Below are 26,941 nucleotides of genomic sequence, written 5' to 3' on the forward strand. Positions count from 1 at the left end.
CCAAACATAATGTGGATGGCCTTCTTTGTTTTGTATGAAAGACATGGGGACGGGGCTTCACGACTTACTAATAAGCCTGCTATTTAGCAGGTATACTTCTTTTATTATAGAAAACACCTCATCACAATGGCTCCGCACCGTCGCCATTGTGATGAGGTGAGTGTAGCGTGATACTTGATTAGTCGTTCATGGTAAATGGTGGCGTTTTGTATGAATCTGGAGACTTTTTATCTTCAGTGACTATGCGCAACGTTAAATGTTTGAAATATTAAGATTTTTTTAATAACTTTTCAAAATCTTAATATTATTTGAAAAAAAGAATGGTAAACTAATAGTAATCACGGTTGAAGAGGGTGGATTTGATGAGTTTTAATCAAGTTAAGGGTGAATTTGTATCGTGCCTTAAGGCGTGTATAATTGCAATCATGATTGTTTTAATTTGCCGTACCTTTCTATTTACACCCACTTTGGTGAGTGGTGAATCCATGATGCCTAATTATCAGGATGGTAATTATGTAATCATCAGTAAAATGAGTGAGATTGATCGGTTTGATACAGTCGTCTTTCGGGCCCCTAGCGGAGATGGAAACTATGTGAAACGAGTAATTGGTCTGCCAGGGGATACGGTAGAAATGAAAGATGACCTTTTATATATCAATGGAGAACCGAATCCAGAATCCTATTTATTGAAAGCGAAGCAACAACTCAAAGCGACAACGCTGCTGACCGGAGATTTTACCTTAAAAAGTGTGACAGGATTTTCGATGGTCCCTGAAGGATATGTTTTTGTTTTAGGAGATAACCGATTGGTTAGTAATGATAGCAGGTATTTTGGGTATATTCCTATGAAATCCATCATTGGGGAAGTGAAATTCAAGGTGTGGCCAATTAAGAATCAACAGGTGAAATAGAAAGTGATCATGAAGAGATTTTTTCAACTTTTTCGTCAAATTATCTTTTATGATATAGATATTTCTAAAAAATTAGAATGATTTTAAATATAACAAATAATGATTGACAAAGAGATTAACTGATAGTAATCTATTTTACATAAATGTACAAAAAGACTAATGTGTGGGAGGCGAACGTGATGATGACATTTGTTATACGAGATCATAAACGTAGCAATATGAATACAATCACAGCCTACCTATGTACTTTGTCTTGACATTTTGACAGAGTTATTAACGGGTGCTTACATCAAGCGCAGGCTGCGAAAATATCGTGGCTTGCGCTTTTTCTATTGTTTACGTTCTTTTTTGAACGTAAAGGTATGTAAAAGCTTTCGCTATGTGGCGGGAGCTTTTTGTTTTTTGAAATAGATGCATTCGCGTCCTTTCAATATAAGGAAAACGAACCTTAAGGAGGAATAGAAAATGAAAGTACTTAAACATGTGAGACGATTCAATGTCTGTGATCCAGAGAGTGGTTAGGAAAAGCTGATTTGAAAATAAGGGAGGAAGATAGATGTTTTCGATTTTCAGAAAATTGTCCTGGTATTTTAAAGAACAATGGAAACGATACACGATGGCGATTTTATTTTTATGCTTGGTAAATATCATGGAGGTTATACCGCCTAAGCTGATTGGAATGGCAATTGATGACATTAATAATGGAGCATTAACTCGTGATGGGATCATTCGGTATATCGTTTATTTAGCAGTCGTTGGCCTAGCAAGTTATCTTTTCGGTTATCTATGGAGTTACTTATTGTTTGGAGGCGGTCACTTGGTCGAACGTAAACTAAGGACTGGGTTTATGGGACATCTATTGAAAATGACCCCTACATTTTATGAAAAAAACAGAACGGGCGATTTGATGGCTCGAGCAACCAATGATTTAAAAGCCATCTCCATGACGGCAGGATTTGGGATATTAACTCTTGCTGATGCTGTTTTGTTTACGTTAACGATAATGCTTGTGATGGGAACGACGGTCAGTTGGACTTTAACAATCGCGGCCGTTTTACCTCTGCCAATTATGGCAGTCATGATGCAAATATATGGAAAAAGAATTCATAAACGTTTTACAGAAGCACAAACTGCTTTTGGAAATTTAAATGATAAAGTGCTTGAATCCGTTGCGGGGGTTCGGGTGATTCGAGCTTATGTTCAAGAACGGGAAGATGAGCGCCGTTTTGATGAAATGACGGAAGATGTCTATAAGAAGAACCTGGAAGTAGCGAAAATTGACTCACTGTTTGACCCGACTATCTCTATACTTGTTGGAATAAGTTATTTGATTGGTCTTGGGTATGGCGCCTATATGGTGTTTCAGCAGTTAATCACACTCGGCAATCTTGTATCCTTTAATGTCTATTTAGGCATGTTGATTTGGCCAATGATCGCGATGGGTGAGCTAATTAATATCATGCAGCGTGGGAATGCTTCTCTTGATCGTCTCACTGAAACGATGTCCTATGAAGTAGATGTGAAAAATGAACCTAGTGCAGGACTGATTGGTTATCCTGAAGATCTATCATTTGATTCTGTCCACTTTATGTACCCAAAGTCTGAAGTGGTGAACCTAGACCAAGTATCTGTAAAGATTGAACGCGGGCAAACATTAGGAATTGTCGGGAAAACAGGAAGCGGAAAAACGACATTTGTTAAACAGCTCCTACGGGAATACCCGCTTGGTGAGGGCGTACTTTCGATTACAGGAATCCCTATTAATCAGTTGACGATTGAAGAAGTACGCGGGTGGATTGGCTATGTACCGCAAGATCATTTTCTTTTTTCAAGGTCCGTAAAAGATAATATTTTGTTTGGAAAAATGGATGCTACAGCTGAGGAGTTAGTGAAGGCCATTCGCTTGGCAGATTTCGAGAAAGATCTCGAAATGCTTCCTGAAAAGCTTGAAACACTTGTTGGTGAAAAAGGGGTTGCTCTATCAGGTGGGCAAAAACAACGAATTTCGATTGCGAGGGCACTGATTAAAGATCCAGAGATCTTGATTCTCGATGATTCATTGTCTGCAGTGGATGCGAAAACAGAAACAACTATCATTGAAAATATCCAAAGAGAGCGTGCCGGTAAAACGACGATTATCACGACCCATCGCCTGTCTGCTGTTGCGCATGCCCAATGGATTCTTGTACTCGATAACGGTCAGGTGATTGAAGAAGGTAGGCATGAAGATCTACTTGCTTTAGGCGGCTGGTATAAGAAGCAATATGAACGACAACAAGTAGAGGCAGGAACTGAGGTGAACGTATGAAAGTCGCAAAAAAACTATACCAATATGCAATTCTATATAAAAAATTAATTATTGGCGCGCTCATCATGTTAACCATCTCCGTAGCCGCTGATTTAACAGGACCGTTCATTGCTAAGAAAATCATAGATTCCCATATTCTAGGTATTGAATCGGAGTGGTACGAAACAGAAGAAAGTAAAGACGCTGTTTTTTACCAAGGGAACTGGTATAAACGTGCTGACTATTTTACAAATCATGAAACGAGAGGGCAGGAAGTCAGGGTTCTACAAGTTGGGACCAAATTTGTCTTTGTGGAAGGTGCAGTACCGTTTGAAGGTAGCCGGAAATTGGATGGAGCGACTTTAATAATTACGAAAGAAGGGCAATCGGAGAGGTTTCCTGCAGCCGTTTTAGGAAAACAAGACTTAATGAGCTTTTATCAACCAGAGATTGCTAGAATCCTCATGCTTGTAGCTTTTTATTTCGGTCTTGTTTTAATCTCCTCGCTGTTTCAACTTTTCCAAAGCTATTATTTACAAAAATCAGCAAATCGAATTATCCAACGGATGCGTAATGACCTCTTCACACATATGTCGAGGCTGCCGATTCGCTATTTTGATAATTTACCAGCTGGCAAAGTTGTTGCGAGGATTACGAATGATACAGAAGCGATCCGTGAGTTGTATGTAACGGTTCTTGCGAATTTTTTCTCCAGTACGATTAATATTATCGGGGTATTCATTGCCTTATTCATCTTGAACCCACCGATCGCACTGGTAGCTCTCGTTCTAGTTCCAATCCTTGTAATTTGGACGATCATTTATCGGAAGTTTGCTTCAAAGTATAACCATATCATTCGAGCAAGAATCAGTGATATCAATGGAATGATCAATGAATCGATTTCTGGGATGACAATCATTCAAGCATTTAATCAAGGAAAAAGTGCAAAGGAATCTTTTGAAAAGTTGAACCAAGAGCATTTTATGTACCAAAATAAAATGCTGAACTTAAATTCACTCACAAGCCATAATTTAATTGGCGTATTAAAAACCATTGCATTGGTGCTGTTCATCTGGTATTTCGGTGGCATGTCATTGACCGTTTCAAGTGCTATTTCTTTAGGGATGTTGTATGCGGTTGTAGATTTTATCAATCGTTTATTGCATCCAGTTCAAGGAATCGTCAACCAGTTTGCAAGCCTAGAGCAAGCGTTAGTGGCTGGAGAACGAGCATTCAGCTTGTTGGATGAACCTGGAATTTCAGTCGAGGACCAAAGCATTCCGCGTTACAAAGGAAATGTGGAATTTAAAGATGTATCATTTGGTTATAAAGAAAATGAATATGTGTTAAAGGATATTACTTTTCAAGCGAAACAAGGGGAAACTGTTGCATTGGTGGGTCACACTGGATCAGGAAAAAGCTCGATTATGAATTTACTATTTCGATTCTATGATACGAATAAAGGGCAAATTATGATTGATGGGAAAAACATTCAAGAAATTCCGCATCAAACCCTTAGGGAGCACATGGGGATCGTGCTTCAAGATCCTTATTTATTCACAGGTACAATTGCCTCCAATATTAACCTTGAAAATGAAGCGATTTCTCGGAGAGAGATTGAAAAAGCACTACGTGATGTTGGTGGAGATAAAGTATTAAGTCACTTATCAAAAGGACTAGATGAACCGGTTATTGAAAAAGGCAGCACGCTTTCATCTGGACAACGGCAACTCATCTCATTTGCCCGGGCACTCGCCTTTAACCCGGCCATTCTCATTTTAGATGAAGCGACCGCAAGCATTGATACGGAGACAGAGGCCATCATTCAGTCTGGGATGGAAGTCTTGAAAAAAGGCAGAACAACGTTCATCATTGCTCATCGACTCTCAACGATTAAAAACGCGGATCAAATTCTTGTGCTTGATAAAGGACGAATTGTTGAAAAGGGAAATCATGATGAATTGGTGATTCAAAAAGGAAAGTATTATCAAATGTATGAATTGCAGCAAGGCCAGAAGAATGAGGTTGCAGGATAACAATAAATAGATAGTAGACGGCTTTAGACTAATTGGACACTCTTACTACATTAGTAAATGTGGGGTTTCCATCTAGTATGGAGCCGTTTTTTGTATGAAGGACATGGGGACAGGTCTTCGCTACTTACTCATATAGCTAATCTACTTAGCGGGTATACTTATATGATCTATCCTTCATAGTAACTGGTGGTGTTTTAACGCCATTCAGGTTTTCTGGAAAAGGGGCAGGGCTTCACAAAATCAGCTGCGCACCGCCACCTTCATAAGGTGATACAATTTGAAAACCTAAACCTATTCCATTATTGAATTCGTTGGGCTTAGAGCAGACGCTCATGGATATTTTTATATGAAATAACGACAAGTTTGGAGAATATGCGTTAATATCTAAAAATATGCGCCAAAATAAAAAAATACGCGTCAAAATCCCAAAATATGCTTCAAATCAGAAATGCTTCATTTACATGAATTCATTAATCTCCTTATTTAACAAATCTAACTCAAGAATATGCGTAAAAACAAGAAAGTTCTTTTGTCATATCTTTTATATGGCAACATATATAGCATGTAATCACTTCTTTAAAAGAATCCATTCTATTTCCTTTATTTGTGTAGTATTTTCATATAAAATGGAAATAAAAAGGCCTGATAGAAAAATAATCTAATTAAATGCAGTGAATGGAGCAGTTTAATGATTCAATCGATGATATTAATCGTACTTTCTTATGCTTTTGGCTGCATAAATGGTGCTTATTATCTTAGTAAATGGAAGATGGGAAAAGATATCCGTGAACTCGGGAGCGGAAATGCTGGGGCAAGAAATGCAGGACGGCATCTAGGGAAAAAAGGGTTTCTTTCTACGGTTGTCATTGATGCTGCCAAGGTGTTTATGGCATTGCTCATTGTTAGTACCTTAACAGAAGTAAGTGAAATGGTCATGCTATTATGTGCTTTCGGTTTATTAATCGGACATATTTGGCCAATCCAGCTTCAATTTCGTGGTGGTAAAGGAGTCGTGGTTTTTTTAGCCGTTACCCTTTATCTTGTCCCAGTCGCTATTGTGGTGACAGGAATTGTCATGGGAATCGGTTATTTATTATTACGTAGATTTACAATTCCTGGTATGATATCAATGCTGACGATTCCGATTACTACTTGGATAACTGGACATTCATGGACTTATTCAATAGGCTTGCTGTGTATGTTGATTATTGTGCTATTCGCTCATATACCGAACAGCAGGAAGAAAGAAAACTTAGAAGATATAGGAGAGTGAACATAGTGGAATTTGTTTATAAAATCGCTTCAGAGCAAAATGAGTTCGAGCAAATTTATAAACTTAATTATCAAACATTCGTGGAAGAAATTCCTCAACATAACCAAAACGAACAGCAGCGATTGATTGATCGTTTTGATAAACAAAATACATACATGATTGCTAAGAAAAATCATGAGGTCGTTGGAATGATCGCTGTTAGATCCAACCGTCCATTTTCATTGGATCAAAAACTGACGAATTTGGACGACTATTTACCGAGTGATGCGAACCCTTGTGAAATAAGACTTCTTACTGTAAAAGATGAATTTAGAAAAAGTCCCGTTTTTTATAAATTAGTTGAAGTGCTAGTCAACTATTGTTTGGAGAAAAAATACAATATGGCGCTCATATCAGGTGTTGAGCAGCAAATCCCTTTATACAAAAGAATGGGTTTTCAAGCGTTCGGGGAGATGGTTGGAACAGAACAAGCAAAGTTTCAGCCAATGTATTTGACAAAAGAGCAATTTGAAAACTCCACAAAGGTGTTCAAGCGGCTAATAGCTAGAAAATCCAATGAATCTAGCAAAGTTTCGTTCCTTCCAGGTCCGGTACAGCTTCATCCTGAAGTAGTAAAGACTTTTGCTCTGCCTGCAATCTCACATCGCTCGGGTGTATTTATAAAGGGAATGGACAAGATACGGAAAACTCTTTGTAACATGACAGAAGCTAAGTATGCACAAGTTGTTGTTGGGACTGGTACATTAGGCAATGATATCGTGTCTGCTCAGCTATCTCAGATTGAAGGCGATGGTTTGATTTTGGCAAATGGTGAATTTGGCTATCGGCTGATTGACCATGCCTCACGCTTTAATTTGTCATTTTTTACAATTGGAAAAGAATGGAATACACCCATTTCGGTTTCAGAGATCGAACATTTCCTAAGAGAAAACCCGAACATTAAATGGATATGGACGGTGCATTGTGAAACTTCAACCGGCTATTTATTTGATTTGGAAAAAATCGAAGAGCTTTGTCTTAAGTTTGGTGTTGAATTATGTGTCGACGCATGCAGCTCGGTTGGTGTTGTCCCGGTATCCTTCAAAAATGTACTAATGGCGACGACAGTCAGTGGAAAGGCATTAGGATCATACCCTGGTCTGGTTATAGTTTTTCACCGGGAAAAGCTACGTCTGAATGCTAACGTGCCAAGGTATTTAGATATTGGCATGTATCAAGAGTATGAAGGTGTTCCTTTTACCCATTCTTCAAATTTATTAAAAGCGTTGCACGTTGCATTGCAAAAAGTAGATAGCAGCATAATCGAAACAAAAGCGGTATTCATTAGGGAATTCTTGGAGGAAAATGGCTATAATTATTTAGGAGACGAAGCCTATTCACCAGGCATTATTACAATTTGTTTGCCATCCTATCATTCTTCCAAAATGCTAGGTGATTATTTGAAAAGTAAAAACATCCTTACAAGCTATGAAAGTAACTATTTATTAAAGCGAAACTGGATCCAAATTTCGTTAATGGGTCATCATAGTGAAGAATCAATTCGTACTTTGTTTCTTGCTTTGACGCAAGCGAAAACAGCCTTTGCTAGTAAGGTGTGATGGGATATGACGCAGAAGGGAATACGTGTTACACCAAAATTACTGTTTTTTCTTGCATGTGCATGTATGTGGTTGAAGACCGTTATCGTTTCATTTATTGGTTTTGATATTACCATCCACACATGGTTTGATGCGTTGCTTCTTGTTGTCAATCCAATCGGTTCATTGTTTTTATTAATCGGACTCAGCATTTACTTTACAAAAAGGCTTCATATTAAGTGGCTTTTGGCGATTATGATACTAGTAACAGGATTGCTTTATGGAGATTTACTGTATTATCGTTTTTATATTGATTATGTGACCGTTTCTATTTTGTTTCAATTTAAAAATGTCGGGGGAATTGGACCAAGTACGTTTGAGTTGATGAAGGCGTGGGATTTACTCTTATTTGCAGATGTATTAATCATTGCCTGGTTTTCAAAAAAAACCATCGTTCAATCCAAAGAAATAAGTGTCCGTTTCAAAAAACGATTTATTGGCTTCAGTACATTATTACTTCTTTTACTTGTAGGTCTCGGGTGGAGCCAGTCTCCTTATCTTTTTTCTGCCTCGTATAATAGAGAACAGATGGTTAAAAGCATCGGTCCTTACAATTATCATCTTTATGACATTATAATGGGGCTTCGTCCTACTATTGATCGTGCAGTGGCTACACATGTTGATACTGCGAAAATCGAAGAATATATGGCGAGTAAACAGGAAGATACAACAGATTTCTTTGGACTGGCAAAAGGAAAGAATATTGTGTTAATCAGTATGGAATCCACACAAAACTTTGTAATCAATCAAAAAGTGAATGGTCGAGAAATTACACCATTTTTGAATGATTTGATAAAAGAAAGCTTTTATTTCAATCAAATTTATGACCAGACTGCTCAAGGGAAAACATCCGATTCTGAGTTTATGATTGATACAAGTTTATACCCGCTGTCTGGAGGATCTGTTTTCGTCAGACGACCTGGGAATACGTTTACTAGCCTACAACATCTATTGAAAGAGAATGGTCAGTATTATTCCGCCTCCTTTCATGGCAATGACCCGTCCTTTTGGAATCGAGAAAAGATGTATGAAAACCTTGGCTACGATCGTTTCTTCTCCAAACAAGATTATCAGGTAACCGATGAGAATTCGGTGAATTATGGTATTAAAGATATTCCTTTTTTTGAACAATCTGTGGAGCTCATGAAAACAATGCCTGAACCGTATCTTGCAAAATTAATTACATTGACGAATCACTTTCCATTTTTGCTGGATGAAAATGACCAACTGATCGCGATGGGAAATACCGACGAAGGTGTCGTAAATCGGTATGTGACAACAGTTCGTTATCAGGATGAAGCAATCAAGCGGTTGTTTCAAACGCTTAAAGATAATGGGATGTATGAAGACACAATCTTTGTGTTGTATGGAGATCATTACGGAATTTCAAAAAAATATGAAGTGGCATTAAGTCAAATGCTAGGTGATACGTATTCGCCAATTAATCATATTCATTACCGCCAAGTACCAGTGATTATCCATATCCCTGGTGAGGGCGGGGAGACTATTTCTGTTCCGGGCGGAGAAATCGACATCCGGCCAACACTTTTACATTTATTAGGCATGAAAGCAGAAGATACCATATCGTTCGGTCACAACTTATTCACAAGGAAAGCAAGCCATCCCGTGATTTTTAGAGATGGTGGTTTCGTGAATGATACGTATATTTTCCAAGATGGGGTTTGTTTTAATAAATCATCGGGGGAACAGTTAGATAATGCTGCATGTGAACCATATCAAAAAACTGTTCATGATGAATTAGGATTGTCAGATGAGATAATATTTGGAGACTTATTGCGATTTAAGGGAATAAAGGATTAAAAATGAGGTTGTTTGAAAAAGAGTCTGACTCCACACTCTATACACCGTTTATTGTGTCATTTACACGTGAAATAAACAATCTATAGTAGCTGTGGGAGTCAGAACCTTTGCGTTTTAATCATGTTAAACAGTAAGCACTAGTTTACTTTTTTCCAAGGCTTTTGTGAAATCTTTAATCAAATCATCTGGGTTTTCAAGGCCTGCTGATAGACGAAGCAGGCTTTTTGTGATGCCACGTTTTTCACGTTCTTCATCAGGCATTGCTGCATGTGACATCTTCGCTGGATAAGATAAAATCGTTTCGACAGCACCAAGGCTTACAGCAAAAACTGGTAGAGTAACGTTAGAAACAAAGGAGCGTAGGACATCTTCATTTTCTAATTCAAAAGAAAATACTGCGCCAGCTGACTTCGCTTGTTGCTGTTGCAAAGCAAATTGTGGATGGCTGTTAAGTCCTGGATAATGAACTTTTTTTACAAGTGGATGTGATTCCAAGAATGCCGCGATTTTTTGAGCAGATTGTACAGAATGCTCCATTCGGACATGCAATGTTTTCAGGCCGCGCATCACAAGCCATGCATCCTGAACACCGAGAACGGCTCCGAATGAATTTTGCAGAAATCCAAGTTTTTTTGCTAATTCTGGATCACGTACGACGGCAAGACCGGCCACGACATCGCTATGTCCGGATAGGAATTTAGTCGCGCTATGAAGGACAATATCTGCTCCCAATGTTAGTGGCTTTTGTAGTGCTGGTGTTAAAAATGTATTATCAACATATGTTAACGCACCAATTTCTTTTGCAATACAACAGATTCCATGAATATCAGACACCTTCAAAAGAGGGTTAGAAGGTGTTTCTATATAAATGGCTTTCGTATTAGGTTGAATGGCTGACTTCACACTTTCTAAGTCCGTCATATCAACAAAGCTATGTTCAATATTGAAGCGGGAAAGTACTTGTGTGACCATCCGAAATGTTCCACCATATACGTCTTCAGATACAATCACATGATCACCCGCTGACAGGAGCATGAAGGCAGTAGAAATTGCCGCCATTCCTGATGCGAAGGCAAATCCATTTGTACCATCTTCAAGTCCAGCAATAATCTCTTCCAACGCTTCGCGAGTTGGATTCGCGCTTCTGCTGTAATCATATTTCCCAAACTGGTCACAATCAAATTGATGGAAAGTGGAAGCATGTTGAATCGGCACGCTTACTGCCCCGTTTGTTGAATCATATTTATAGTTATTATGAAGAAGCAATGTTTCAAAGCTGAAATGATCTGCTGTCATGCTGATACCTCCTTTTTCATTTTAGCAAATGCTTGTTCTAGGTCTTGGATGATATCTTCGGCTGCTTCAATTCCTACAGAGAATCGGAGCAGCCGATTACAAATACCGTTTGCGATTCTTATTTCTTCAGGGATATCTCCATGTGTTTGTGTGGCAGGGTAGGTAATAAAGCTTTCGGTCCCGCCAAGACTTTCAGCAAATGAGACAAGGTTTAAGCCTTGTAAAAATGAATTTACATATTGTTCATCGCTTAATCGGAAAGAAAGCATTCCGCCTTTTCCCGGATAGAGAACATCTGTAATGGATTCATGGCTAGAAAGATAATCTGCAAGTTTCCGTGCGTTTTCTTGATGTCTTTCCATTCGTAAAGCAAGTGTCTTCATTCCACGCATTAACAACCATGAATCGAATGGACTTAGTACCGCACCTGCACTATTATGGTGATGTGCTAGAGCTTCAGACAGATCTTTCCCTTTTGATATAATGAGTCCAGCAAGCACATCATTATGTCCGCCTAAATACTTCGTCGCACTATGAATCACAATATCGGCGCCGCTTACAATCGGTTTTTGAAGAAGAGGCGTATAGAACGTATTATCGACGATTAATAGGACTCCGTATTGTTTGGCTATGGCTGACACCGCATCAATATCCGTTTCCTGCATAAGCGGGTTTGTAGGTGTTTCTAGAAAAATCGCTTTTGTTTGAGGGGTAATACTGTTTTCAATCTCTTTTACATTACTTGTATCAACATATGTACATGTTAACCCCCATTTTTTAAAATCTTTCTCGAGCAAACGGTAAGTACCGCCGTATAAATCACGGCTGACAATCCATTCATCTCCAGATTGGAAAAGGGAAAGGACTGTGAAAATGGCAGCCATTCCAGAACTACAAGCAAAACCTTGATCGCCACCTTCAAGTTTAGCTATCGCTTGTTCAAGCAGCTTTCGAGTTGGGTTTCCTGACCGAGAATAATCATATCCAGTTGATTGACCAATTCCATCATGGCGATAAGCAGTTGAGAAATATACAGGAGGACTTATTGCACCAGTTGCAGATTCACTTCGATTCCCTAATTGAGCTAGTTGTGTATCAATTTTCACTATCGTTCACGGCTCCCTTTTTTAGAATATAAAAACATCAATGAGCGTCTGCTCTAAAAATCAGGCGATGAAAAAAGTTCAGGTTCTAAAAATTGTATCACCTTATGAAGGTGGCGGTGCATAGCTGATTTTGCAAAGCCCCGCCCCTTTTCCATAGAAAAAAGTCTTCTATAAGAAGAAGACTTTAGAATCGCATAAGTATGCAGTCTCTTCTTATCTACCAAGCCAAATAGCTTGATGGAATTAGCACCTTGGCAATATTTTACGATTGCTGGTTGCTGAGGCGTCACAGGGCCAGTCCCTCGACCTCTCTTGATAAGAAAAATTGATTATTAAGTTAATTATGAATTTACTATACTTTTCATTTATTGTCAATTAAAAGCATATCATTATTTTTACAATTCAAAATGGAAGGACTTAATTACGGAGGTATTAAATATGTTAATTGATATAAAGAAATTGAAGAATCAATACGTTCAGTAATAAACAATATAAAAAATCAATTAAGTGACGTTTGTTAGTTTATCTGAATATAATGCCTACATAGGGAGTGAGGATATTGAATGAGACCTGTGAGTTTGATACAAATAAAAAAGTAATTCACTCCTTTCAACGTAGTATCGAAATTACTTCAGCAATCCTATTATTAACCGGGCAAATCACAATCATTGGCGTGTTTGTAAGACCAGGCAGATTTAGTCTCTCGTTAGGTGGTCCTCTTTTTGGAGGGCATCGTTTAGAAGGGAAGGACCACTCGCAAGAAGGAAACCTTTTTATCGATATACTGGACATCATTATAGCTATATTATTAATCAATGATGTAATACACGTGACTGGCACATTTGTTTCGTCTGGTGATTTTTCAATTAATGTTTCAGGTCCTATTTTCGGTTATCCTGAAGTTCTTCCAGCACTGCCAATTGAAGATTATAACTTTTTTAATAAAATAGTAACGCAGCATTATATCGTTCCACCAGAATTATTAACTAATATAAAAGGGAATGAGTAAAATGTCATTAACAGATATTCCTACAGTAAAAACTTCTAGAAACAATACATTTTTAATAGCGCTCCCCATTATCATTTTCATATTTTTCTTCACTCAGCAAAAGTCCACAGATGTCTAAATTTCTAAAAAGGAAAGATCTTAAACCTAAAACCTAGAAAAGATGGGGGTAGAAACTTTAAGTTATCCTTACTGTTAATTGATGATAAAGTCCTCTAAAAAATAATAAGGTTGTTTAATTCTTATTAAGCTAAAGGGGAGCATTAGTCTAACAAAATATGTACTTATATTCTTCCACAATCAGGCGAGATTGTTGAGCAACACAAGTAGAATATGATCAAACCTTTTTATAAAAATCTTATACTTGGTTAGAAAGATTAACTCCATTTTGATCAATTTTTGTTCAAAATGGAGTTTTTTGTGTTTGCTGATAAATCAGGGTTTGTGATTTTATTTTAATTAAACTTTATTAAAATGCTGCATACACCATACTGTTGCTTTGTAATAAAATGGATAGGCTGCCTTGGGTAGCTTATTCTTCTTAAACTAACGCAGCAGTTTAGTTGAACAAGGGAAATCTAAATCGCTTGGATAAATAGATAGAATAGAACAACAGGATGTTGGTCACGAAGGCGTTGCCACACGATGTGGTGCACTTAGCCTTAGTTCCTTTGTAAACAACTCTTTGGGGGTCTCGACTTTTACACTTTTCAGGAGGCTTATCGCTCACCCCGCCGAATGCGTCCGCATGTAACGGAAATCAGTAGTATTATAGGACAGATCTATTCATCAAAATAATTGGAACACTAGAATTATGAAACAGAAAATTTTATACTTATTTTTTAAAAAAGCATTGCTGCTTTTAGCATTGCTTTTTTTTGATGCTATGAAGTTCAGAAAATCATTTATGTCTTATTTCGCTCTTAAGTTTTCCTAACCAGTTGGATCTTCATTTATACTCGCTCATTATTTATTTAATAAATTTTATTTCATGTATAGTCAACCTTACATAATGTTTAGCATACAATACAATATGTAAAACAGAACTTACTTAATTTTAATATTAATCTTAAAGGGGGTATGTAATCATGACCTATCAAGAAAAGAAAAGCATCGTATCATTAATCAGCTCTATTTTCATTTTTATGTCCTTCTGCTTGTATATGTATCCACAGTATCCAGAAGGGGGGCTAGACTCGCCCGAAACCTTTCGCTATTGGGGTTTCTTCGTTTTCATCTTAACAGTGGTTTCTATAGTAGCACACATCGTAATTAGCATTATTTTTAACATTTTGTTTAGAATTACAACAAGAGAAAAAGAACCAGCATTCGCAGATGAATTGGATAAATTAATTGACTTGAAAGCAAACCGGAATTCTTTTTTATTGTTTATTATCGGTTTTATTATTGCAATGGGATCGTTGATTATCGATCAGCGGTCACAGATGATGTTTATTATTCTAATTGCTTCGGGATTTATCTCAGATGTGGTCGGCTCTTTATCTAAGCTATATTACTATCGGAGAGGAGTCTAATATGAGTAAAAATCTTGTCGGCAATCACATCCGAAAATTACGGTTTAATCATGACGAAATGACCCAACAGCAATTAGCTGACAAGGCGGGCGTTACAAGACAAACTATCGTGGCTCTCGAAAAAGGAAACTACTCGCCATCGCTAGAGCTAGCCTTTCGCATTGCTTTAGCCTTTAACTTACCATTGGAAGAGGTATTCTTTTATGGGGAAACAACAAACTTGGAAAAACAATGATCGTTTTTCCTTATCGTTTATGAATATTAAAAAAGGGGATAAAAATGAGTTCAAATCAGAAAGCAGCAAAGATTGTGGGGGTACTGTTTTTATTAGCAACACTTTCGGCGGTAATTGGCCTTTTGTTGTACGATCCTATCCTAAACAGTTCCGATTACTTGATTAAAGGTTCTGAAAATGCCAATCAAGTGACACTAGGAGCACTTTTGGAGTTAATTCTTGTCGTATCAGTGATTGGAACGGAGATGACAATTTTTCCGATTTTAAGAAAGTATAATACATTTGGAGGAGAATTTTTATGAAGGCAATAGTATGCACAAGGTATGGATCACCTGATGTACTTCAGCTAAAAGAAGTAAATAAACCTATTCCTAACGAGAATGAAGTCTTGGTTAAAATTTATGCAACAACCGTTGCATCTGGAGACATTAGAGTTCGAGGATTTAAAAGTCCTCTATTGTTATGGATCCCCATGCGAATTGTCTTGGGGCTTAGAAAACCAAGAAAACCCATCTTAGGGGTTGAGTTAGCAGGAGAAGTAGAACAAATAGGTAAGAACGTAAAACGTTTCAAAAAAGGTGATCAAGTTTTTGCATTAACTGGGATGAGACTTGGTGCACATGCTGAGTACACCTGTCTTCCTGAAAATGCAGTAATTTCCGTAAAACCCTCCAATATGACCTTTGAGGAAGCTGCTGCTGTTCCTATGGGGGGAACTACGGCTTTATATTTTCTTAGAAAAGGAAACATTGATAAAGGAAGAAAAGTTTTAATTTATGGTGCCTCAGGGGCTGTAGGAACATCAGCAGTACAGCTTGCAAAGTACTTTGGTGCAGAAGTTACCGGGGTATGCAGTACAGCAAATTTAGAATTAGTAAAGTCTCTTGGAGCTGATCATGTTATTGATTACTCTAATGAGGATTTTACAAAAAATGAAAAGCTTTATGATATCATCTTTGATGCTGTTGGAAAAAACTCAAGAAGAAATTGTAAGAAAGTGTTAGCTCCTGACGGAAAATATTTAACAGTTGATGGGCAGGGGATTGCAAAGGTTTATAAAGAAGACTTGACATTTCTAAAAGAGCTTATAGAAATAGGTAAGATTAAATCGGTTATAGATAGAGAATATCTACTGGAAGAAATTCCTGAGGCTCATCGTTATGTAGAAAGAGGACATAAAAAGGGCAATGTCATAATCAAATTGATAGAATAAAAAGGATATTAAAGTATTTCTAATTACAACCCTTATTCAACTAACGGGTGCTTGTGCGGCCGAGCCTAGGTCGTATCATATAGCGGGTGGGATTCCCGTCGAGTAAGAACTAGCCATTCGCTCGTAGCGAGTCTTGGAGGGCTAATGGTAACTTTTAGCCTTTAAGCGTAGACAGTTAGGTGACGGGCCGAAAGCCAAATGGTTGAAGGGATTGAGCTCCATAATGTTAGTAAATCGAGAGGGCTGATGCCTTAAGCACAACAGAAAGCTACATTTTATCCTTCGTTAAAGGCAAGAAGGATAAAACCTCTCTGGAGTCAGAGACCTTGGCACGTTACACATTGATATGATACGGCAACTCGGGAGACCCTACCGGTCTTTTCTTCCTTTTAGAAGAGTATGGTGTACAAGCGATAATAAGCAAGGAAACCAAATGCCGTTGTAGGGAGTCGGATAGCAGCGTAGTACCAATGAAGTTGGGTAATGCCGATGGAGGAAAGGCTGCTACCAAGTTATCACCCTTACTAGGGACACATTTACTACACGCAGAGGTAGGGATAATAAATGGAAACAAAACTATTAAGGATAGCAGAATTAGCAAAAATCTGAGCGAAAGAGATTAGCTATATTTTGTGAATGGTGACTAGGAGGAGCCGTGTGCGTAAATAGCGCAAGCACGGTTCTGTGAGGGGGGAGGAACACAATCTACCACAAGGTAGAGAGGTTCCCTTCTACTCGACTAGTGAAAAAAAGACTGTCTTTTTGACGGTCCTTTTTTGGTGAGATTAACACAAATACATTTTTGTAAAGTGCTTGCTACTTATTTATAGAGTTATTATTGCTCTCATCATGATTTTTGGAAGCTGTTTTGTCATCGACTTCAGCCCCTTCTACAATCTGGTTACCAATAGCACCGCCTGAAACACCGCCTATTACAGTACCAATTAGTCCAAATTGAGCACCTATCATAGCACCCGCAACGGCTCCATTAAGAGTTCCTGCTGCTGCTGCTTCACCAAAGTCACTCGCACCTTGATTAGCATTACTACCAGCTTGATTGTTGCCACTTTCTTCTACATTTCCACCAAAGTTATTGCGTTCGTTACTCTGATTCATCTATTCACTTCCTTGTTTATTAATGGGGAATATGCTAATGATGAAAGCACACCATCCTAAACATATACTACCCAGCTGAAGTAGTTTTACTCACTATATGTTGGTTCAAGATATGGTTGTTTTATCGGCAGCCATTTTTTCTTGTTCAACTAACGGGTGCAAGAGTTTAACAAGGGGTTGTTACGGCAACTCCTTTTTCTTAGTGCGCCAGGCATGGCGACTATCTAGGTGGTGAAAGTCCACTGTGGGGGTACACATCAACTAACCACTAGAGAAGCGCAAGGTACTTATCGCGAGGTAAGGGCTGAAGGAAGCGTGTATCAAAATCTTGGCTCAACGAACAGAAATCTGATACCAAGGCTTTATAGATGGATAAGGCTCCTAAACAAGTCAAAGTCCAAAAGATGTGCGTAATCCTATAAAGTAAATCAGGTGAGTAAAAGAGGAAAGATAGTTGCCTTACCCTGGGAGGTCTCACGGACAGCTGAGGAGTCCCCTATAAAGAAAGCTGGTCGGAAAAGGTTTATCGTGAGAAGTCAGCCGAAGCCATAGTAATGATGAAAATCATGAAGGGCTGAACAATTTATAGTGTTTCTACACCATGATTGCACGAAAGATAAACTTCTGAATGTGTTAATGAGGAAAGTATGAGCGTATCTCAGAGGATACTCAAAAGAGAAGTGTCTTATCGTCACGTGAAAGGAAAGGAAGAAACGAGTGTGGAGCTCTTAGAAGAAATCCTAAACAATCAAAATATGAATCAAGCCTATAAGCGAGTGTACCGTAATAAAGGCACGAGTGGAATAGACGGAGTGACTGTGGAAGATTTGAAGGTACACCTAAGGGAACATAAGGATGAACTGCGGGATCAAATTCGGAAAAGGAAATACCAACCAACGCCGGCATTACGAGTCGAGATTCCAAAACAAAATGGAAAAATGCGTAAACTAGGTATTCCAACAGTTGTCGACAGAGTGGTACAACAAGCAATTAGCCAAATACTCGGCCCCATATTCGAAAAACAATTCAGCGAATACAGCTATGGTTTCCGACCAAGAAGAAGCTGTGAAATGGCAATTATCCAGGCTTTGGAATATATAAATGACGGACATGAATGGTTAGTAGATATTGACTTAGAGCGATTCTTTGATACAGTTCATCACGACAAGCTGTTGAGAATCATCTCCCATACGATTAAAGATGGAGATGTGATTTCCCTCATACGGAAATATCTTATAAGTGGTGTGATGGTCAATGGAAAGTATGAAGCTACACCAGTAGGAACACCGCAAGGTGGCAACCTTAGTCCACTTTTAAGCAATATTATGTTGAATGAACTGGATAAGGAAATGGAGGCAAGAGGACTGCGTTTCGTAAGATACGCAGATGATAGCCTTATTTTCGTCAAAAGTGAGAAAGCAGCAAACAGAGTACTTCCTTCCATTACAAAATTTATCGAGAAGAAATTGGGATTGAAAGTGAATACGGAGAAAAGTAGAATCTCAGGACCTAGTAAAACAAAATTTCTAGGATTCGGTTTCTATTATGATTCTACTAAGCAGAGGTTTCTACCAAGACCACATGGAAAGTCGATTCAGAAATTTCAAAGGAAACTTCGCCAGCTAACAAAAAGAAACTGGGGCATCTCACTTGATGACAGAATCATCAAGTTGAAACAAGTCATTTTGGGTTGGACCAACTATTTCAAGATAGCCAACATGAAGAAAATTCTTGGAACAATAGACGCAAAGCTCCGTTCTAGAATTCGGGTAATTATTTGGAAGCAGTGGAAGAACAATAAAAAGAGAATAAAGTTTCTCGTTCAGCTTGGCATACCAAAGGAGGAAGCCAAAGGTTTAACCTACTGTAGAAAAGGTTACCGATTCATTGGATTATCGAAGGTCGTACAAAGAGCCTTGTCTAACAAGCGACTAAGGCAAAGGGGAATCCCCTTTGTCTTAGACCACTATCTAAAAGTACACACTGAAATATAAATTGAACCGCCGTATACGGAACCGTACGTACGGTGGTGTGAGAGGGGCGGAAAGTTATTAACTTTCCCTTCTACTCGATTTCAACTAACTAAGCAGGATAGTTTAGTAATCTATTGGGTTAATATGGTAAAACGCTATTAAAGATTGGAGGTAATTATTTTATGGAAATAGTTACACTAGAAGATAATATCGCAAAGTTGAAAAATATATACAAAATGTCAGACAATTTAATAAATAAGCTTTTATACACTAATGAAACAACATATCCCTATCATCCAATAGAAATGGGTGCCTTATTAACGCATATTAATATTGATGAAGAACAAAGATTATGCACAATTATTGAAGGAATGCATAGAAACATAGGAATAAGTTATGAGACGGTGGCTACTTACCCATGAGACTTTTTCTTGATTAAATAAGCAATAATTTATCCCATCTTCTAATGCACTTCTGTATGCAAGACCTTCAAGTTGAAGATGTTTTGCTAACTCCGCAACATATTGTGTAGGTATATAATTAAAATATTTAGTTTCCTCTTCCACAGGCTTCGAGAGTTCCATATTCACTTTATTGGTTAATGAATAAAGCTCAAATTGCTTCAAAAGTGGCTTGCCGTGGAATTTTACATTGTTAAATGAAGAGATTCGAATATTCTCTTTAATTTTCACAGTAGCAAATGAAACTTCTTTCCCCTTATAAGGTCTCACTTCTGCAATTGCAGTTTTTAAGTTTTCCGCTAAATATAGATAGGGGATTCCCTTTGGATTGATTCGTCCCTCAGAAGCTAAGTGTTTGGGAGGACTCATGATTTGGTCGCCTTCATATGGTATGATTGTGCTATTCTCTGGCTTCCCTAATCTCCCACGGTAACGTGTTTCGTCTGCTTTTAAATAAGTTTGATTGTTTTGGAGTATTTCAATAAGTGATTCCTTTAATTTAGTGTCAATTCCGAAACCAAACCGATTACCATGTTTAATATTTTCTTTGAAATCCTCCCAAGTTTTGAGTATACCTTCCTCAAACTGAATGCTAAATTTTCCACCCAGCGAATTTCTATCTATGGTTTCACGAAATAAGGTAGTATAATAGTTTTTTTGCAGATGTAGGTGATAAAGATTCACTTAATAAGTCTATTTGTTTGGTGAAGAACCTTTCTAATTCGAAGCCTAAATCATTTGGTTTAAATTTATGAGCCCAAAAGTACATATTTTCAACAAAAAAGCTATCTTGAACATCAAGTGTTCGAACGTTTTGAGATGTACAAAATGAACAGTTTCCAATTATCCCTTTTTCTTGAATATGCTTTTTAAAGGGTACATAGTTAAAGCAACTTTCACAGCAAACTTTCATCAAAACATTCCTCCTACACAGTAAATGGAATAACAACTAATAGGGTACCATATTCAGGTAATTATGAAAGAGCAGAACTCTTCAGTTTAGTTCTCTTTCTACCTGCCTCCGCTTTTTGTGAAGAAATGTACTTAAAGTAACGGTAGCTTTACTTTAATTAGAAGTAAAGCCCTTTTCTTATTCAAGTAACTGGCAGGTTAGTTCATAAGGTTATTGATAACTTTGTGGTTATGAAGAGAAAAAAACCTTTGATTAGAATCTAAGGGTCTTAAAAGTATTCTAATTTTGAGCCTTTTCTAGAGCCAGTTTAACACCAAAACCTATCAGTATGGTACCTGTTATTCCTTCAATAAACGTTTGGGTTCTAGGCTTTTTCATAAAAGCACTAATCTGGTTAAGTAAATAGATATAGAACAAAAACCAGACGGCGGTTAAAACGGAATAAGTTATTCCCATTATAAGAAACGGTAAAAAAGTATTGCTTCCCGAATCCACGAACTGCGGCAAGAAGGTTAGGAAAAAGATAGCAACTTTTGGATTTAGGATGTTGGTAAGGAACCCTTGTTTAAAACAAGACTTGCTTTCATACTTACTTTCGAAAGTCACTTCGGTGGTGGTTCCTGCTTTCTTGTTCTTTAGTGCCCATAATGTCTTGATGCCTAGATAAATTAAGTACACAGCACCGACGTATTTGAAGACAGAAAATAATAAAGCCGATTTCACAATAATTGCTGAAAGACCTACAACAGCAGCCAATGTATGAATTAGTAGTGCACAACAAGTACCAAACATCGTTTTAAAACCTCCTGTTCTTCCAACAGTGAGGGTATTTTTTGTAGCGATAGCAGTATCAGGACCAGGTAAAATAATGAGAAAAATACACATAATTAAAAACAAATAAAAGTTCTCCATTTTTATTAACCACCTTTCCAAGTATTATTACTTAATTATTGTTAAACTTAATTTACCATAAACATTTTGAAAAGTGGGTTATTTTCAAGAACAACTCTTCTTCAGCTAACTGGCAGGTTAGTTCAACAAGAGAGAGGATAATCTATCCTTCTTTTTATGTGCATTTGACTCCATATGCAAAATTTTTCTCTATTTGTAGGATAAATTTCAAAAGAGTCTGGAATTATTTGTGTCGACTGGTAGAGCAATTCAGATACAGTTACACATTTATACCCGTTATTGTATAAAAATTTCAAAATGTTATCTAATACAATAACTGTTTGAGAAGTCTGAGTATATTCACTACCATGCCAATCATGAAATAGAATGATATTACCTGGTTTTACTCCTTTTGTTATATAGTTATAAATTTGACTTGCGGGTGGATTTGCCCAATCACGAGAGTCCTGCCCCCATGACCATAAAACGATATCTTTTCCGTTTTTTAAAGCAGTATTAATAATTAAATCATTATAAAAACCACCTACTGGCCGGTAAAGAGTCGGTTTAAAACCAACTGACTTCTGTATAATTTTATCTGTTTCTTCTAATTCTGATGATAGTTTTGCTGATGTAATATTTCCGTAAATATGATGATAAGTATGATTGGCAATTTCGTGTCCTTCTTTTACTTCCCGTTTTAATAGTTCAGGAAATCTTATTACTTTATTACCAGCTACAAAAAAGGTGGCTTTAGCATCATATTTAGCTAATATATCAAGTATCTGTGGGGTAAAAAACGGATGAGGTCCATCATCAAAAGTAATGGCAACTAATTTTTTCTTTGTGTTAACTTCCCAAATAACATGTCCAGTTTTTTCATATTCCTCACGACTTTTAGTGGATGCGGACACATTTATTTGAAGGGAGAAGAAAGGAATCAATAAAAGAAGGATAAAAAACAATATTTTTTTCATTGGACACACTCCTCATTTAACGACTTGGTTTATGATGCCCTTATTAAAATATTTAATGAGAAACATGAAATGAAATGATTGGCAGGATTTAGTTGCACATTTAGAGGATTTTGTGCAATAAAAGATAAGGTGCTTGTTGAACTAACGGGTGCTTTCGTACATTAAAAAGACCGCCTATTGGCGGTCTTTTTAATGTACGAAAATAACTAAAATCATACATACGGAAAAAACTTCTTCAACTAATAAAGCAGGTTTGTTCAACAAGAAATTACAATAGGTATTCACCTACTGTAAAATACAATCAGATGATTAATGTCCGTTAGTAGAAAAATGTGAAATAAAAATTGTTTATATTTGGGAGGGAATAAATGAAAAAATTTTTGAATGAAATTCGAAGACCAATCAATATACCGATATCAAGAAAATTTTTATATTCGATTTTAATATTTATCGCAGGGGTTATTTTAGGTGTAATATCTAAGGTGCTTGATGAAACTGCAAGTAATTTATTACCATACTTTCTTGAAGTGTTGGATTTAAGTAACTTCTTTTCTCGTATGGGAGTTTGGATTTTCCTTGCGATGCTAATATCTACGTATAGCAAATCACCTGTTAGGTCTGCCATAAATGTTTTTTTATTTTTTGTAGGCATGGTAGGTAGCTATTATCTTTATACTATTATGATAGCTGGTTTTTTTCCTAAATCATATATGATGATTTGGATTATCATGACTGTTATTTCACCATTTTTGGCTTTTGTATGTTGGTATGCAAAAGGGAAAGGTATAATTGCTATTTGCATTTCATCAATAATATTTATGCTTATTTCAAGACAGGCTTTTGGATTTGGAGTTTGGTATTTTTACATTAAATATAATCTGGAATTGTTACTTTGGATAGCCACGATTTTTGTTTTATATCAGTCTCCAAAGCAAATAATTAAGATGGTTACCATAGGATTGATTCTTCGCTTTCTTACCGCTGAAATCAATTTATTCTGGGGAATGTTGTAGGTTTCTATCTACACATTTTTCTTTTTATATATCAAAGATTGTGAAAAGTTATACTTAAAGTAACGGGGAGCTTTAATTCAACAACGTGATCACCAAATTGGTGGTCTTTTCAATGTACGAAACTATACAAAATCATACATTCAAAAAAACACCTTATTCAACTATCGGGGCAGGTTAGTGGAGTAAGTGGATGATAGTTCACCTCTTTTTGTAAACCAGTTTAATTCCATTTGCGGAATGTAAACGACAAAAGAACCATATAAAATTATGGAAGGAGGAGAGACATAAAATGCAGATAATGAACAATTATTTTCGTGCACGTGCGAGTATGGTGTACATGATGACCAATAATGAAGTAATGAATCAAATCATTGCCTTTTACATGGACATGAATGGTATGCTCACCTTTGCGGGTTCCTCCCCAACTAATGGTAGAGGTACTGGTACAAAGGAAGTTTCCACTGCAACAACAAACGATGGCGTCGACCCCTTAGCTTCACAAAGCGCCCTAACTTTGTCCAGTGATGGACGTTTCCTACTTGCAGTTAACGCAGGCAGCCATAGTGTCAGTAGTTTCATCATAACCGATAGTGGAAGGCCTGTTCTTGTTGATGTAAAGCCATCAGGAGGTGCTCAGCCCAATAGCGTAGATGTGTTTGGTAATCTTCTCTATGTCTCCAATGTAGGTCATGCCGAAAACAATTTTGCGTCAAATATCACTGGTTTTCACATAGATGATAACGGACGCCTTACTGCTATTCCAGGATCCACTCATTCTCTTAGTACTTTAAATGCTCAGCCGGCGCAGGTTCTCTTTACTCCAGATGGCAGTAAAATCGTTGTCTCCGAGCTTACATCAAACCATCTCAGTGTATTCCATGTAAATAAAAATGGTACGGTTACAGGACCGATTGTTAATGATTCTTACGGCCAAGGACCATTGGGCACTTATTTTCTATCCTCTGGGATCCTCTTAGTTACAGAAGCAGTTTCAAATGCCTTGTCATCTTATTCATTGAGCAACGATGGTATTCTTTTTGTGATCAGCGGCTCTGTACAAAACGGATATCAGACTGCCTGTTGGGTTGTAACAACGAGGGATGAACGTTTTGCATACACTACCAAAACCTTAAGCGGAACCATCTCCACCTACCGAATCGATCACAATGGAGCATTATCAGTGGTAGGGCATATTACGAGTACACCGCCAGGTACAGTACCAGGTCTTCCAATGGATGTTGGAGTCAGTAAAGATGGACGACATTTTTACACACTTAACGGAAATCAGGGTACAGTGTCAGTATTTAATATCCAAGATGATGGTAGTCTAGTAAGATCACAGGTTGCTGCCTGGACTAACTTTCCTTACTTTGGGTCGCAAGGTTTAGCTGTTCTTTGATTCTATTAGGTTCACCATACTGGGAGGAAAAGAATCTACAGGAGCTTCTAAAAACAAGGCTGCCGACATATTGGTGGCTTTTGTTATGAGACAACATAATTGCAAGCAAGATTGGGAAGAAATGTACTTAAACTCCCATGAAAATTAAAATATTCTTAAAACCAAAAAAGAGTATACGAAAATAGATCCAGAAAATTACTTTTTAAAAAAGGCTGAGTCTTATGAGTGATCTGATTGAGTTTGGTAAATCGTTAAACAAAAACCTCTAATTATAGCAAATTAAGTAGAGGCTAGCGCGACGACCAAAAAGGATTAATCTCCCATGAGTGCTACCCATAAAGGGCGCGATAGTCGGTGGTACACTGTGGTCGGCGGAGTTAGACTAACGGATGGGCTCAAAGGCACCATAGTTCAACGACCTTCTTCGCCAGCCATTAAAACATTATCGACCTAGAAACCAATTTTCTTTCTCTGTGCTGCATGGATGGCTAACGGGGCAGTTTAGTTTAAGTACAATCCTTCACAAAGTTAGAAAAAAGCCGAGCTCCATATTTGGAAATCGGCTTTTTTCTATATATTCATTTCTAATTATAATTGATTTAATGGACTTCTTATGGTTAATTCAAACCTGTTAAATACCACGCATCCATAGCTGAATGGTCAGAACCTGATAGTGGTTCATGTAAAAGTGTAAATCCAAATTTTTCATATAATTTACATGCAGCTTTTAATTCATGCTGTGTTTCTAAGTAGCACTTTGTATAATGTTTAGAGGCAAATGACAAAGCTGTTTCCATTAGCTTCTTTGCAAATCCTAAACCTTGCGTTTTTGGAGTTAAGTATAGCTTTTGTAATTCGCAAATTTTTTCATGTTCGTTAAACGGTGCTATACCAATTCCGCCAACAACTTCGCCCTCTATTTCTACTACCCAATAGTTCGCATGTTTTAAATTAGTATAATAATGGTAAAGGTCGTTAAGTTGAGGGTCAAAATAAGCTGTTCCAGGAATCGCTAAGCCAAGTGATTTTAGTGAATCCTGTATTATTTCTTTTACTTTTGCATTGTCTTCTTTTTTAATTTCTCGAATAATCATATATGATCTCCTTCAATTAGGTCTTAATGAAGATTTTTGAAAATAGTTGACTAAGTCTACATTTTAAGGATATAGTTATATTAATATTAAATGTGGACAAAGTCAACTAAGGGAGAATGTATGGATAAAGAAATTATTGATGATATCAGACAATTTAATCGATTTTATACAAAGGTACTTGGTTTATTTAATACCCAAATTCTAGATACAGATTATTCATTAACCGAAGCACGAATACTATTTGAAATTAGCGAGAGAACTGAGTGTATTGCGAATAATCTCGTTCAAGAACTTAATATTGATAGAAGCTATATGAGCAGAATTTTACGTAAATTAGAGAGGCAAGAATTAATAGAGAAAAAAAGTTCAACAACAGACAATAGAAAAAACTTTCTCTTTTTGACAAAAAGAGGAGAGGAACTGCTGGATAAAATTAATATTCAGTCAGATGAACAAGTAAATCAATTGTTTAATGGACTAACTGAAAGTGAGATTAATGAAATTCGTATTTCGATGCTGAAAATAAAAGAAAAAATAGATAAAAATAAACTTTAAAAGTTCGGAAAATTGTTGACTAATTTTGGTCAAGAGGTTTAATTAGTTTGCACTGGTGTAAGTGCAAACTGAACAAAACAACTATCTTTTGACGCACCATGCCCATGTGTGAATTAACTCACTTAAGCTAACGGGTGCTTTACTTGAATAAAGAGTAAAGCCTTTTTTCTTATTGAAGTAATGGGCAGGTTAG

The 26,941-nt window shown here is 37.1% G+C and carries 23 protein-coding genes and 1 riboswitch; of the genes, 16 read left to right on the forward strand and 7 right to left on the reverse strand.

Going from position 1 to position 26,941, the window contains the following annotated elements; all coding sequences use genetic code 11:
• Nucleotides 1-362: 362 nt before the first annotated feature.
• The 6 genes from lepB (at nucleotide 363) to AC1MGI_RS10245 (ending at nucleotide 9,965) form a co-directional block, all read left to right on the forward strand.
• A complete protein-coding gene (lepB, locus tag AC1MGI_RS10220) occupies nucleotides 363-911 on the forward strand; it encodes a signal peptidase I (RefSeq protein ID WP_480349598.1) in 549 nt (182 codons plus the stop codon).
• 556 nt (nucleotides 912-1,467) lie between these two features.
• Complete coding sequence (locus AC1MGI_RS10225) at nucleotides 1,468-3,219, forward strand: ABC transporter ATP-binding protein (protein WP_480349599.1); 1,752 nt, start codon at nucleotides 1,468-1,470, stop codon at nucleotides 3,217-3,219.
• The gene (locus AC1MGI_RS10230) at nucleotides 3,216-5,234 is read left to right on the forward strand and encodes an ABC transporter ATP-binding protein (protein WP_480349600.1); all 2,019 of its coding nucleotides are present in this window, start codon (nucleotides 3,216-3,218) and stop codon (nucleotides 5,232-5,234) included. Before AC1MGI_RS10225 ends, AC1MGI_RS10230 begins: the two co-directional genes overlap by 4 nt.
• Nucleotides 5,235-5,922: 688 nt before the next feature.
• A complete protein-coding gene (locus AC1MGI_RS10235) occupies nucleotides 5,923-6,507 on the forward strand; it encodes a glycerol-3-phosphate acyltransferase (protein ID WP_157279565.1) in 585 nt (194 codons plus the stop codon).
• 5 nt (nucleotides 6,508-6,512) lie between these two features.
• Complete coding sequence (locus AC1MGI_RS10240; protein ID WP_480349601.1) at nucleotides 6,513-8,105, forward strand: aminotransferase class V-fold PLP-dependent enzyme; 1,593 nt, start codon at nucleotides 6,513-6,515, stop codon at nucleotides 8,103-8,105.
• A gap of 6 nt (nucleotides 8,106-8,111) precedes the next feature.
• Entirely contained in the window at nucleotides 8,112-9,965 is a 1,854-nt protein-coding gene (locus AC1MGI_RS10245; protein ID WP_480349602.1) for an LTA synthase family protein, read from the forward strand.
• A 123-nt stretch (nucleotides 9,966-10,088) separates the two neighbouring features.
• Here AC1MGI_RS10245 and metC read toward each other — a convergent pair whose 3' ends face one another.
• Nucleotides 10,089-11,261: a cystathionine beta-lyase gene (gene metC, locus AC1MGI_RS10250; RefSeq protein ID WP_480349604.1), complete on the reverse strand. Its 1,173-nt coding sequence runs from the start codon at nucleotides 11,259-11,261 to the stop codon at nucleotides 10,089-10,091.
• The gene (locus AC1MGI_RS10255) at nucleotides 11,258-12,370 is read right to left on the reverse strand and encodes a methionine biosynthesis PLP-dependent protein (RefSeq protein WP_480349763.1); all 1,113 of its coding nucleotides are present in this window, start codon (nucleotides 12,368-12,370) and stop codon (nucleotides 11,258-11,260) included. Before AC1MGI_RS10255 ends, metC begins: the two co-directional genes overlap by 4 nt.
• Before the next feature lie 207 nt (nucleotides 12,371-12,577).
• A riboswitch (SAM riboswitch) is annotated at nucleotides 12,578-12,689 on the reverse strand.
• Nucleotides 12,690-12,917: 228 nt separating this feature from the next.
• Between AC1MGI_RS10255 and AC1MGI_RS10260 the strand changes: the two genes are divergently transcribed.
• The 5 genes from AC1MGI_RS10260 to AC1MGI_RS10280 all read left to right on the forward strand — a co-directional run bounded on the left by AC1MGI_RS10260 (nucleotide 12,918) and on the right by AC1MGI_RS10280 (nucleotide 16,356).
• Nucleotides 12,918-13,376, forward strand: a complete 459-nt coding sequence (locus AC1MGI_RS10260) for a hypothetical protein (protein ID WP_480349605.1) — start codon at nucleotides 12,918-12,920, stop codon at nucleotides 13,374-13,376.
• 1,085 nt (nucleotides 13,377-14,461) lie between these two features.
• Nucleotides 14,462-14,908: a hypothetical protein gene (locus AC1MGI_RS10265; protein WP_480349606.1), complete on the forward strand. Its 447-nt coding sequence runs from the start codon at nucleotides 14,462-14,464 to the stop codon at nucleotides 14,906-14,908.
• 1 nt (nucleotide 14,909) lies between these two features.
• Nucleotides 14,910-15,143: a helix-turn-helix transcriptional regulator gene (locus AC1MGI_RS10270; protein WP_480349607.1), complete on the forward strand. Its 234-nt coding sequence runs from the start codon at nucleotides 14,910-14,912 to the stop codon at nucleotides 15,141-15,143.
• Nucleotides 15,144-15,187: 44 nt separating this feature from the next.
• Nucleotides 15,188-15,445 carry a DUF4386 family protein gene (locus AC1MGI_RS10275; RefSeq protein ID WP_480349608.1) on the forward strand — a complete coding sequence of 86 codons (258 nt, stop codon included), beginning with the start codon at nucleotides 15,188-15,190 and terminating at the stop codon, nucleotides 15,443-15,445.
• Nucleotides 15,442-16,356 carry an NAD(P)-dependent alcohol dehydrogenase gene (locus tag AC1MGI_RS10280; protein ID WP_480349609.1) on the forward strand — a complete coding sequence of 305 codons (915 nt, stop codon included), beginning with the start codon at nucleotides 15,442-15,444 and terminating at the stop codon, nucleotides 16,354-16,356. The genes AC1MGI_RS10275 and AC1MGI_RS10280 overlap by 4 nt, the downstream gene beginning before the upstream one ends.
• A gap of 816 nt (nucleotides 16,357-17,172) precedes the next feature.
• On the opposite strand, the gene AC1MGI_RS10285 is transcribed toward AC1MGI_RS10280, so the two are convergent.
• Nucleotides 17,173-17,472, reverse strand: coding sequence for a glycine zipper 2TM domain-containing protein (locus AC1MGI_RS10285; protein ID WP_062187424.1), 300 nt, complete (start codon nucleotides 17,470-17,472; stop codon nucleotides 17,173-17,175).
• A 719-nt stretch (nucleotides 17,473-18,191) separates the two neighbouring features.
• On the opposite strand from AC1MGI_RS10285, the gene ltrA reads away from it, so the two are divergent.
• Nucleotides 18,192-19,466: a group II intron reverse transcriptase/maturase gene (gene ltrA / locus AC1MGI_RS10290; protein WP_480349764.1), complete on the forward strand. Its 1,275-nt coding sequence runs from the start codon at nucleotides 18,192-18,194 to the stop codon at nucleotides 19,464-19,466.
• A 215-nt stretch (nucleotides 19,467-19,681) separates the two neighbouring features.
• Nucleotides 19,682-19,867: an HTH domain-containing protein gene (locus tag AC1MGI_RS10295; protein ID WP_480349765.1), complete on the forward strand. Its 186-nt coding sequence runs from the start codon at nucleotides 19,682-19,684 to the stop codon at nucleotides 19,865-19,867.
• Here the strand turns inward: AC1MGI_RS10295 and AC1MGI_RS10300 are convergent.
• The 3 genes from AC1MGI_RS10300 to AC1MGI_RS10310 form a co-directional block, all read right to left on the reverse strand.
• Nucleotides 19,796-20,590, reverse strand: coding sequence for an RES family NAD+ phosphorylase (locus AC1MGI_RS10300; protein ID WP_480349610.1), 795 nt, complete (start codon nucleotides 20,588-20,590; stop codon nucleotides 19,796-19,798). The genes AC1MGI_RS10295 and AC1MGI_RS10300 overlap by 72 nt on opposite strands.
• 508 nt (nucleotides 20,591-21,098) lie before the next feature.
• A complete protein-coding gene (locus tag AC1MGI_RS10305; RefSeq protein ID WP_480349611.1) occupies nucleotides 21,099-21,731 on the reverse strand; it encodes a LysE family translocator in 633 nt (210 codons plus the stop codon).
• A gap of 122 nt (nucleotides 21,732-21,853) precedes the next feature.
• Nucleotides 21,854-22,687 (reverse strand): polysaccharide deacetylase family protein, encoded by an 834-nt coding sequence (locus AC1MGI_RS10310; RefSeq protein ID WP_480349612.1) that lies wholly within the window; start codon nucleotides 22,685-22,687, stop codon nucleotides 21,854-21,856.
• A 368-nt stretch (nucleotides 22,688-23,055) separates the two neighbouring features.
• Here AC1MGI_RS10310 and AC1MGI_RS10315 point away from each other — a divergent pair, with 368 nt between their 5' ends.
• Complete coding sequence (locus AC1MGI_RS10315; protein ID WP_480349613.1) at nucleotides 23,056-23,700, forward strand: DUF6518 family protein; 645 nt, start codon at nucleotides 23,056-23,058, stop codon at nucleotides 23,698-23,700.
• 289 nt (nucleotides 23,701-23,989) lie between these two features.
• The gene (locus tag AC1MGI_RS10320) at nucleotides 23,990-25,099 is read left to right on the forward strand and encodes a lactonase family protein (RefSeq protein WP_480349614.1); all 1,110 of its coding nucleotides are present in this window, start codon (nucleotides 23,990-23,992) and stop codon (nucleotides 25,097-25,099) included.
• A 617-nt stretch (nucleotides 25,100-25,716) separates the two neighbouring features.
• On the opposite strand, the gene AC1MGI_RS10325 is transcribed toward AC1MGI_RS10320, so the two are convergent.
• A complete protein-coding gene (locus AC1MGI_RS10325; protein WP_480349615.1) occupies nucleotides 25,717-26,193 on the reverse strand; it encodes a GNAT family N-acetyltransferase in 477 nt (158 codons plus the stop codon).
• A gap of 120 nt (nucleotides 26,194-26,313) precedes the next feature.
• Here AC1MGI_RS10325 and AC1MGI_RS10330 point away from each other — a divergent pair, with 120 nt between their 5' ends.
• Nucleotides 26,314-26,748, forward strand: a complete 435-nt coding sequence (locus AC1MGI_RS10330) for a MarR family winged helix-turn-helix transcriptional regulator (RefSeq protein ID WP_480349616.1) — start codon at nucleotides 26,314-26,316, stop codon at nucleotides 26,746-26,748.
• Nucleotides 26,749-26,941: the final 193 nt, after the last annotated feature.

Source organism: Peribacillus sp. BM1 (assembly GCF_056679975.1).